Origin of the sequence: Comamonas sp. B-9 (assembly GCF_000410635.1) — a bacterium.
Classification (GTDB): Bacteria; Pseudomonadota; Gammaproteobacteria; order Burkholderiales; family Burkholderiaceae_C; genus Comamonas.
The window spans coordinates 1-8580 of the sequence record NZ_APCR01000522.1; the positions used below are offsets into that span (position 1 = coordinate 1).

General features: G+C 64.7%; 9 protein-coding genes. 4 read left to right on the forward strand and 5 right to left on the reverse strand.

Annotated features, from left to right (window positions below; translation table 11 throughout):
* Positions 1 to 320, reverse strand: a 320-nt coding sequence (locus H928_RS0104820; protein WP_021025493.1) for an ankyrin repeat domain-containing protein, incomplete at its 3' end; no start/stop codon positions are given.
* Positions 321 to 949: 629 nt separating this feature from the next.
* Here H928_RS0104820 and proX point away from each other — a divergent pair.
* The gene (gene proX, locus H928_RS0104825) at positions 950 to 1960 is read left to right on the forward strand and encodes a glycine betaine/L-proline ABC transporter substrate-binding protein ProX (protein WP_021025494.1); all 1011 of its coding nucleotides are present in this window, start codon (positions 950 to 952) and stop codon (positions 1958 to 1960) included.
* A 90-nt stretch (positions 1961 to 2050) separates the two neighbouring features.
* On the opposite strand, the gene H928_RS0104830 is transcribed toward proX, so the two are convergent.
* Positions 2051 to 2305 (reverse strand): hypothetical protein, encoded by a 255-nt coding sequence (locus tag H928_RS0104830; protein ID WP_148293049.1) that lies wholly within the window; start codon positions 2303 to 2305, stop codon positions 2051 to 2053.
* Between the two features lie 504 nt (positions 2306 to 2809).
* Between H928_RS0104830 and H928_RS0104835 the strand changes: the two genes are divergently transcribed.
* Together H928_RS0104835 and H928_RS0104840 are read left to right on the forward strand one after the other, a co-directional pair.
* A complete protein-coding gene (locus H928_RS0104835; protein ID WP_148293050.1) occupies positions 2810 to 3076 on the forward strand; it encodes a hypothetical protein in 267 nt (88 codons plus the stop codon).
* A gap of 147 nt (positions 3077 to 3223) precedes the next feature.
* Complete coding sequence (locus H928_RS0104840) at positions 3224 to 3664, forward strand: hypothetical protein (protein WP_021025497.1); 441 nt, start codon at positions 3224 to 3226, stop codon at positions 3662 to 3664.
* 147 nt (positions 3665 to 3811) lie between these two features.
* Here the strand turns inward: H928_RS0104840 and H928_RS0104845 are convergent, their stop codons facing one another.
* A complete protein-coding gene (locus H928_RS0104845) occupies positions 3812 to 5659 on the reverse strand; it encodes an acyl-CoA dehydrogenase (protein ID WP_021025498.1) in 1848 nt (615 codons plus the stop codon).
* On the opposite strand from H928_RS0104845, the gene H928_RS32800 reads away from it, so the two are divergent.
* Positions 5658 to 5798, forward strand: a complete 141-nt coding sequence (locus H928_RS32800) for a hypothetical protein (RefSeq protein WP_204366280.1) — start codon at positions 5658 to 5660, stop codon at positions 5796 to 5798. The two genes, H928_RS0104845 and H928_RS32800, sit on opposite strands and share 2 nt — an antisense overlap.
* Positions 5799 to 5836: 38 nt before the next feature.
* On the opposite strand, the gene H928_RS0104850 is transcribed toward H928_RS32800, so the two are convergent.
* Positions 5837 to 7021 carry an acetyl-CoA C-acyltransferase gene (locus tag H928_RS0104850; RefSeq protein WP_021025499.1) on the reverse strand — a complete coding sequence of 395 codons (1185 nt, stop codon included), beginning with the start codon at positions 7019 to 7021 and terminating at the stop codon, positions 5837 to 5839.
* A 42-nt stretch (positions 7022 to 7063) separates the two neighbouring features.
* Positions 7064 to 8580, reverse strand: a 1517-nt coding sequence (locus H928_RS26175) for a 3-hydroxyacyl-CoA dehydrogenase (protein ID WP_043338721.1), incomplete at its 5' end; no start/stop codon positions are given.

Below are 8580 nucleotides of genomic sequence, written 5' to 3' on the forward strand. Positions count from 1 at the left end.
TGCTCGGTATCGGCGCCGGCGGCCAGCAAGGCCTGCACCAGTGCGGCCTCATTGCCGCTTGCAGCCCAGCCCAAGGCCGTCCAGCCCATCACGGCATCGGGGGTGTTGAGCGCAACACCACGCGCCAGCAACCACCTGACCGCCTCCGCCTGCTGGGCGATCACGGCCTCGATCAGCGGCGTGCGAATGTTCCACAGGGCCGACAGGTCCTCGCCCGCTTCGGCCAACGCGGCCAGCGTGCGGATATCGCCGCGCGCGGCGGCCTGGTTGCCTGCGCCGGCTGAGCCAGGGATAGAGGTTCCAGAAGCAAGCTGTGGCATGGGAGGGGACTGCGAGCCGGTCGTACATGGAAGGAGTGATGGACCTGAAGTTTAGGGCCCCTGCCATGGGCGAGTGATGTGGAGTGAGAGAACCCTGCGCCGGAGCCCGGGACTCCAATCGCAGATGGCTTTCCCCATCTCTGGCAGTGCCCCTCCCCCCGCCGCCCATCCGAGCCCCACAGCGCACCGGATAAACGCCGCGCAAGCCTTGACTGCTTTAGACTCGGGAGTTATATTTATTAGCTTCTTAAAGCCAACAGAGCATGTTGGCGCTTCGGTACTACTCGCGGACTAGCTTGCGTCCCGTCGCGGTACCTATTTTCTTGCGTGGGGTGCTGCTGCCCCACCGCCCTGCGTCGTCAACCAAAGCCTTGTCCCGCCCGCTGGACGCTGATCCCACGATCGGCAGGCCTTGCTTGCGCCGTCTGTCTCGCCGTCTTTAGCGCCTGCCTTGCGGCTGTGGAACGTGGCTGCCTTGGCTTGGGCGGCTACCGCCCAGCGCACTGCATTGCATTGCCTCAGGCTTGCCGCCATGGCGCCAGAGACCTCCCTGAGCTCGGCTCAGGCGCTTGCGTGGCGCCAAGAGCCTAGCTCGCTTTCTCCACCCGCTTGTATAGGAAATACACCGCATGATGAACACCCGACACTTTGCCCGCACCCTGCTCGCCAGCGCCCTGCTGGCCCTTGGACTGTCCACCCACGCTGGCGATCTGCCCGGCAAGGGCGTCAAGGTGCTGCCCCTGCAAAGTTCGTTGGCCGAGGAAACCTTCCAGACCCTGCTGGTCACGCGTGCGCTGACCAAACTTGGCTATGACGTGCAGCCCGTCAAGGAGGTTGAGTACCCGCTGGCGCATCTGGCCGTTGCGCGCGGAGACGCCACCTTCATGGCCAACCATTGGAATCCGCACCACTCGGAGTTCTACAAAAGCGTAGGGGGCGACGCCAAACTGTCGCGCAAGGGTGTGTACGCAGCCGGCGCCGCCCAGGGCTACATGATCGACAAGAAGACAGCCGATCAGTACGGGATCACCCACCTGAGCCAGCTCAGCGACCCCAAGCTGGCCCGGCTCTTCGATACCAACGGCGACGGCAAGGCCGATCTGGTCGGGCCCAGCGCCGGTTGGGGTGGCGAAGCCGTGGTGAACCACCAGCTCGCCGCCTTCAAGCTGCAAGGCACGGTGAACTACACCCAGGGCAACTACCCTGCGCTGATCTCGGACACGCTGGCCCGTTATCAGCAAGGCAAGCCGGTGCTGTTCTACGCCTGGACCCCCTACTGGTTGAGCAATGTGCTGCGCTCGGGCAAGGACGTTGTCTGGCTGGAAGTGCCGTTCTCGGCCATGCCTGGTGTACAGGCCGGCACGGACACCCAATTGTCCAACGGCAAGAACTACGGCTTCCCTGTCAACAACGAATACATCGTGGCGAACAAGACCTTTGTCGAAAAGAACCCCGCCGCCGCCAAGCTGTTTGAGATCATGTCGCTGCCCATCGGGGACATCAGCGAGCAAAACCGTCGGATGCACGACGGCGAGAACCGCCAGCAGGATGTGGAGCGCCATACGGACAGCTGGATCAAGGCCAACCAAAAGACCTTTGATGGCTGGATCGAGACTGCGCTGAAGGCCGCCGCAAGCTGACCTGGGTTTGCTCTGAACGCTGGGCGCTGGGCCTGCACTTCTACACCTCGGCAACACCCACGCAGGCCGCCTGGCGCGTCGACCACGCACTCATTGGTCAGCGCCTTGTGCACGGATCAGATCGCGCACTGCAATGGCCGTCACCAAAAGCGCCAAACCGGCGGCGCTCAGGGTTGCCGCCGTGTAGAAGCTGATCAAAGCCCAGTAAAGGACGGGCTGCTCAGCGGCAAGGATGTCAGGTCCTTTGCGGTTGTTCAGCACCCCGGAGCGCAAGCTCTCCACCACTTCGGTCGCGCCAACCATGCAACCCCAGCCGATCAAGGCCGCGATGGCGAGCGCTGCCATCGACTGCAGCCACGGTCGCCGTCGGCTCGGGGTATTCGGGAGGCCCATCACCTGCTCACTGACTTGGCAAAGGCCCATCGCTTCGCAAAGGAATGCCGCACTACTGCATCTCGCTGGCCACGCCCCCTGTGCGCGATGCCAGGCAACGCATGGACGTACGGTCTGGCTGCCAGTCCGGCATAACATCCAGCGCGTCCCTTGCATCCCAGGCGCAGGGCCGTGCCGCGCCAGGCACAGCTGTAGTGATCAACCAGATGCTGCACACAGCCCTCAGGCAACACCTGGAGGGTCCGTGCTTGCATAGGCCCAAAGCGATATTGCTCCACAGGCGTTGTTTCCTTTTAGTGAATCCGATGTGTTGGAACCCATCCGTCGCACATTGTCCGATTTCCATCAGGTGGTGGGATGTACTGCATGCGCTTGAATAGTCTCCACGTGGCAATGGTGCAATTGTCATGCTGTCAGAAGCGCAAGGCCGCCCCATAGCAGGCATTGGAAGACAAGTTGGATTTAAACACCTTTGAGTCTCGCGCCACGAGGGCAACAGAGCGCATATTCTCCTTCGCAGCGTTTGTTGCGGCGGCCAAAGATCCGTCGACGGACCCACGCTATGCCGATGCCTGGCTGGATGCAGAGATCGTGAATGCCCTGGCCGCATGGGAAGAGCAAGGACGGCCAAGAGACTGGTCGGCGCAGTGGCAGCAGACCTTCAGGAATGAAGTCATCCAAGCCATGGCCGCGTTGAAAAAGGCCGGCAAAGCGCGCCTGTAGCCGCGACCATCCGGCCAGTGCTTCCGATCACGGTAGCTGCCATTGCAACCGTCTGGGATCGGCCAATTCAGGCAAAATCCAGATGATCGGGGCAAGCCTGGCACCAGGTCTGCCGGAAAGCCCACTTTGAAGAATGGAACAACACCAATGGCACTGACGAAAAAGGGCGAGTTCATGTACGGGACGACGTCGGGCGACACCCAAGCTGAGCTGCGCAGCTACAGCGTTGCAAATGGCCATGAGGCCACCCGGTTTGCCTCGTCCAAATGCGAGTGCGGCTCCCGGACTTTTGCGCTGCAGACCGACGAAGAAGCTGGCGTTGCCATCCGCACCTGCTCCGACTGCGGGCAGGAACACCTGATGGGCGACAGCGAGGACTACCTGGAAGAAGCCACCCCCGAGGGGCACGCCTGCGTGTGCGAGAACGAGGTGTTCGAGCTGGTGTCCGGCGTCTCCGTGTACAAGGGCACCCATGACGTGCGCTGGTACTACATCGCTTGCCACTGCGTGGAATGCGATCTGGTGGGGGTCTTCGCAGACTGGAAGTGTGAAGCAGGTGATGCGGCGGCCTTCCTCGCCAAGGTATAAGTGCGCCGCCGGCAAAGGCCCTATTGGCAGGCTTGAGCGGACCATCAACCAATAGGGCCCTACCCGCCACCAACACCAGCACCTGCACCATGCGCTGAACGCGGATGCAAGCCCTGCGGCACCCTGCCCCGCCCTTTCCCTCAGGGCTCAAAACCCACTCCCCCCCAGCTCCACAAACAGCGCCCCCCCCGCCATCACCGGCGCCAGCCAGGCCTGCACCAGCGGCAACTCATACGCATAAAAATAACGCGCGCAATTGAGCTTGCCCTGCAAAAAGGCCTGCTGCCCGGCATCGGCAGCCGCCATACCCCCATGCGCCTTGAGCGCCATGTCCAGCCACAGCCAGGCCAGCGTGACATGGCCGAAGGCGGTCATGTAGGCGGTGGCGTTGGCAAGGGCCAGCTGGGCGTTGCCGCTGGCCCAGGCCGCGTCGGTGGCGGCTTGCAGGGCTTGGGTGGCCGCATCTAAGAGACCGGCCCAGGGGGCGCATGCAGGCACCGACCGGGCAGTGGCGACGGTTTGCGCGATCTCCGCTTGCAGCAAGGCCCAGGCGGCTCCCCCATCCATGCGCAGCTTGCGGCCCAGCAGGTCGAGGGCCTGGATGCCGAGCGTGCCTTCGTGGATCATGTTGAGCCGATTGTCGCGCCAGTGCTGCTCCACCGCATAGTCGCGCGTGTAGCCGTAGCCGCCCAGCACCTGGATGGCAAGGCTGTTGCCCTCCTGGCACCACTGGCTGGGCCAGCTTTTGGCGATGGGGGTGAGCACCTGCAGCAGCAGCTGCGCGGCATCGGCCTGCTGCGGCGCACCGGCGCGCTGCGTATCGACCAGCTTGGCACAGTACAGCTGCAGCGCCAGCGCGCCTTCGGCATAGCTTTTTTGCGCCAGCAGCATGCGTTTGACATCGGCATGCTCGGCAATCGGCACCTGGGGCTGCTGCGCGTTCTTCACCACCTTCTGGCCGGCAGCGACCGGGCGGCCCTGGGGGCGCTGGCGGGCATAGTCGCGCGATTGCAGGTAGCCGGCGTAGCCCAGCATGGTGGCGCCCAGGCCCACCTGGATGCGGGCCTCGTTCATCATGTGGAACATGCACTGCAGGCCCGCGCCCAGCGCGCCCACGCGGTAGCCAACGGCCCCGCCCTGCTCGCCATAGTGCAGCAGGGTGTTGACGGTGCCCCGGTAGCCCAGCTTGTGGTTCAGCCCGGCCAGCGCAATGTCGTTGCGCTCGCCGGTCACCTGGCCTTCGGTATCGACCAAAACCTTGGGCACGATGAACAGCGAGATGCCGCCCACGCCCGCGGGCAGTTGGCCGCTGTCGTCGGGCACCTTGGCCAGCACCAGGTGGACGATGTTCTCGCCCATCGCATGCTCGCCGCCGGAGATCCACATCTTGCGGCCCGTCAGTCGGTAGCGCGGCCCCAGCGGGTCATCGGCAAAGTCGGCGCCATCGGGCACGGCACGCGTCGTGATGTCTGACAGGCTGGATCCGGCCTGCGGCTCGCTGAGGTTCATCGTGCCAAAAAAGCGGCCTTGCAGCTGCGGCAGCGCAAAGGCCTTTTGCTGCGCCAGTGTGCCATGGGCCATCAGCAGGCCGGCATTGGCCGCTGTCAGCATCGAATAGGCCTTGAGCGCAATGCTGGCCGCCGAGACCATGCTGTTGGCCGCCATATCGACCACGCAGGGCAGCTGCATCCCCCCCACCTCGTAGTCGTACGATGCCGCCAGCATGCCCGATTCGGCATAGGCGGCGCAGGCCGCCGGTGTGCAATCAGGCAGATGCAGCTGCAGGCCGTCAAAATGCGGCTCCTGCTGATCGACCAAGCGGTTGAAGGGCTCGAACTTCTCGGCGGCCAGGCGCTCGCACATGTCCAGCACGGCGCCATAGGTCTGGCGGTCATGGCCGGCATAGCGCGCATGGCGGCTGAGTGCCTCTACCTCCAGCCAGTCGTAGAGCAAAAAATCCAGGGTCTGGCGGATGCTGGCGTAGTCGAGTTGCATGTTAGAACGTGTTGAGGATCTCTACGCAGCTGCGTTGGAGAGCAATCGGGATGAGTTCGAAGGGATGGAACGCAGCTTGCACCGGGGTGCAAGCAAGGGCCAGCGCGAAGAAATCGCCCGATTTCGCTCCAACCCGTAGGGACACTGTCGCGGCGCGAGGAGATCGTCAGCACGTTCTTACCCTACCTCAAACAGCGCAGCGGCCCCCATCCCACCGCCCACGCACATGGTGGCCACCACATAGCGCACACCGCGGCGCTGGCCTTCCAGCAGGGCATGGCTGGCGATGCGGGCGCCCGTCATGCCATAGGGGTGGCCGATGGAGATGCCGCCGCCGTTGACATTGAAGCAGGCTGGATCGATGCCCAGCTGGTCGCGGCAGTACAGCGCCTGGCAGGCAAAGGCCTCGTTAAGCTCCCACAGGCCAATGTCCTGCACACCCAGCCCGTGCTGGGCCAAGAGCTTGGGGATCGCATAAATGGGGCCGATGCCCATCTCCTCGGGCGCGCATCCTGCTACCGCCATGCCCCGGTAAATGCCCAGCACCTCCAGGCCCCGGCGCTCGGCCAGCACCGAATCCATGACCACGCAGGCCGAGGCGCCATCCGACAGCTGGCTGGCATTGCCGGCGGTGATGACGCCGCCGTCGATCACCGGCTTGAGCGCGGCCAGCCCTTCCAGGCTGGTGTCGGGGCGGTTGCCTTCGTCGCGGGCCAGGGTCACCTGCTGCAGGCTGACTTCCTTCGTGAGTTTGTCGGTCACCGCCATCTGGGTGCTGAAGGGCACAATCTCGCGCTCAAACAGGCCGGCGGCCTGGGCGCGGGCGGTGCGCAGTTGCGACTCCAGCGCATAGGCATCCTGCGCCTCTCGGCTGATACGGTACTTGCGCGCCACATGCTCGGCCGTTTGCAGCATCGGCATATAGGCATGGGCGGCATGCGCTGTGACGGCCGGGTCGCGCTCGCGGCTGGCCCATTCCATATAGGGCGTTTGCACGGCCGTGATGTTGTCGCAGCCGCCCGCCACCACGACCTGCATGCCATCGACCAGCACCTGCTTGGCCGCCGTGGCAATCGCCATCAGGCCGGAGGCACATTGCCGGTCTATCGTCTGCCCGGCCACACTCATCGGCAGGCCTGCGGCCAGCAAGGCATTGCGGGCCAGGTTCATACCGGCCGTGCCCGCGGTCAGCACGCAGCCGACCACAACATCGTCCACCTCTGCCGGGTCCACCCCGGCGCGCGCCACCGCATGCTCGATGGCGTGGCCCATCATCTGGGGCGAGCGCGTGTGGTTGAGCGAGCCCTTGTAGGCCCGGCCAATGCCCGTGCGGGCGGTGGAAACAATGGCGGCGTCTTTCATGGCGGTGCTCTTCAATGTTGATGAGTTCTGGCCTTCAGGCCCTCAGGCGGCTTGCAGGCTGTCAAAGCCCTGGCGCTGCGCAGCCAGCCGCTGCAGCAGCGGCGATACCGTCCAGTAGCCATAGCGGTTGCCCCGGCTGGCGGCATAGTGCTCCAGCCGCTCTACGATCTGCGCCAGGCCAATCTCCTCGGCCATGAACATGGGCCCGCCCCGAAAATCCGGAAAGCCATAGCCGGCCGCCCAGACCACATCGATATCACTGGCGCGGTAGGCAATTCCCTCGTCCAGAATCTTGCAGCCCTCGTTGACCATGCTGTACAGCAGGCGCTCCACAATCTCCTGCACCGCAATATCGCTGCGCTGGGCAATGCCATGCGCCTGCGCCAGGTCGGCCGCAATGCGGCCGGCCTCGGGGTCAGGCAGCGCGTTGCGGCCCTCGTAGCGGTAGTAGCCCAGGCCGGTTTTCTGGCCAAAGCGGCCCAGTTCAAACATCTTGCGCACCACCGCGCGGTAGCTGGCATCGGGCGGCAGGCCGCCGGCCTTGTCGCATTCGATAACGGTCTTGGCGCCCACATCGAGCCCGGCCATGTCCAGCATGCGGCAAGGGCCCATCGCCAGGCCCAGCGCCTGCACCGCCTTGTCGATCTGTGCGGGGCTTGCGCCCTCCATCAGCAAAAACTCAGCCTCGCGCAGGTAGACCTCGGCCATGCGGTTGCCGATAAAGCCAAAGCAGACGCCCGATACCACCGGCGTCTTGCCGATCTTGCCGGCCAGGTCGATGACGGTCTTGAGCACCTGCGGGGCGGTTTGCGCGCCGCGCACCACCTCCAGCAAACGCATGATGTTGGCGGGGCTGAAGAAATGCATGCCCACCACATCGGCAGGCCGTCCGGTGGCCTGTGCCAGTGCATCCACATCCAGGGTCGAGGTATTGCTGGCGATGATGGCGCCGGGTTTGCAGACCTCGCCCAAGCTGCGGCAGACCTGCAGCTTGAGGGCCATATCTTCAAACACCGCCTCGATCACCAGATCGCAGGGCGCCAGCGCCTGGTCGTCCAGTGAGGTGGTCAGCAAGGCCAGGCGCGCGCTGGCTTGCTCAGCACCCATGCGGCCCTTGGCCACCTGGGCCTCGTAGGTCGAGCGGATCAGCTGCAGACCGCGTTCCAGGCCGGCAGCGGCGGCATCCACCAACACGGTGCGGATGCCAGCATTTAAAAAGCACATCGCAATGCCGCTGCCCATGGTGCCGGCCCCCAGAATGCCGACCTGCTCGATCTTGCCGGCTGGCACTTGCCGCTCCAGACCCGGAATCTGCCGGCTGCGGCGCTGTGCAAAAAACAGATGACGCAGTGCGCGCGACTGCGCCGATGGCAGCAAGCGCTTGAAGGCCTCGGCCTCGGCACGGGCGCCGCTGGCAAAGTCAGCGGTCAGCGCCTGCTGCACGCACAGCACGATGGCCTCCTTGGCGGGGTACTGCGGGCTTTGGCGCGCAGCCTCCAGCGCTGCCGCGATGGCCTGGCTGTGCTCGCCGGGCGGAGCGCTTTGCGCGCTCAAGCGGC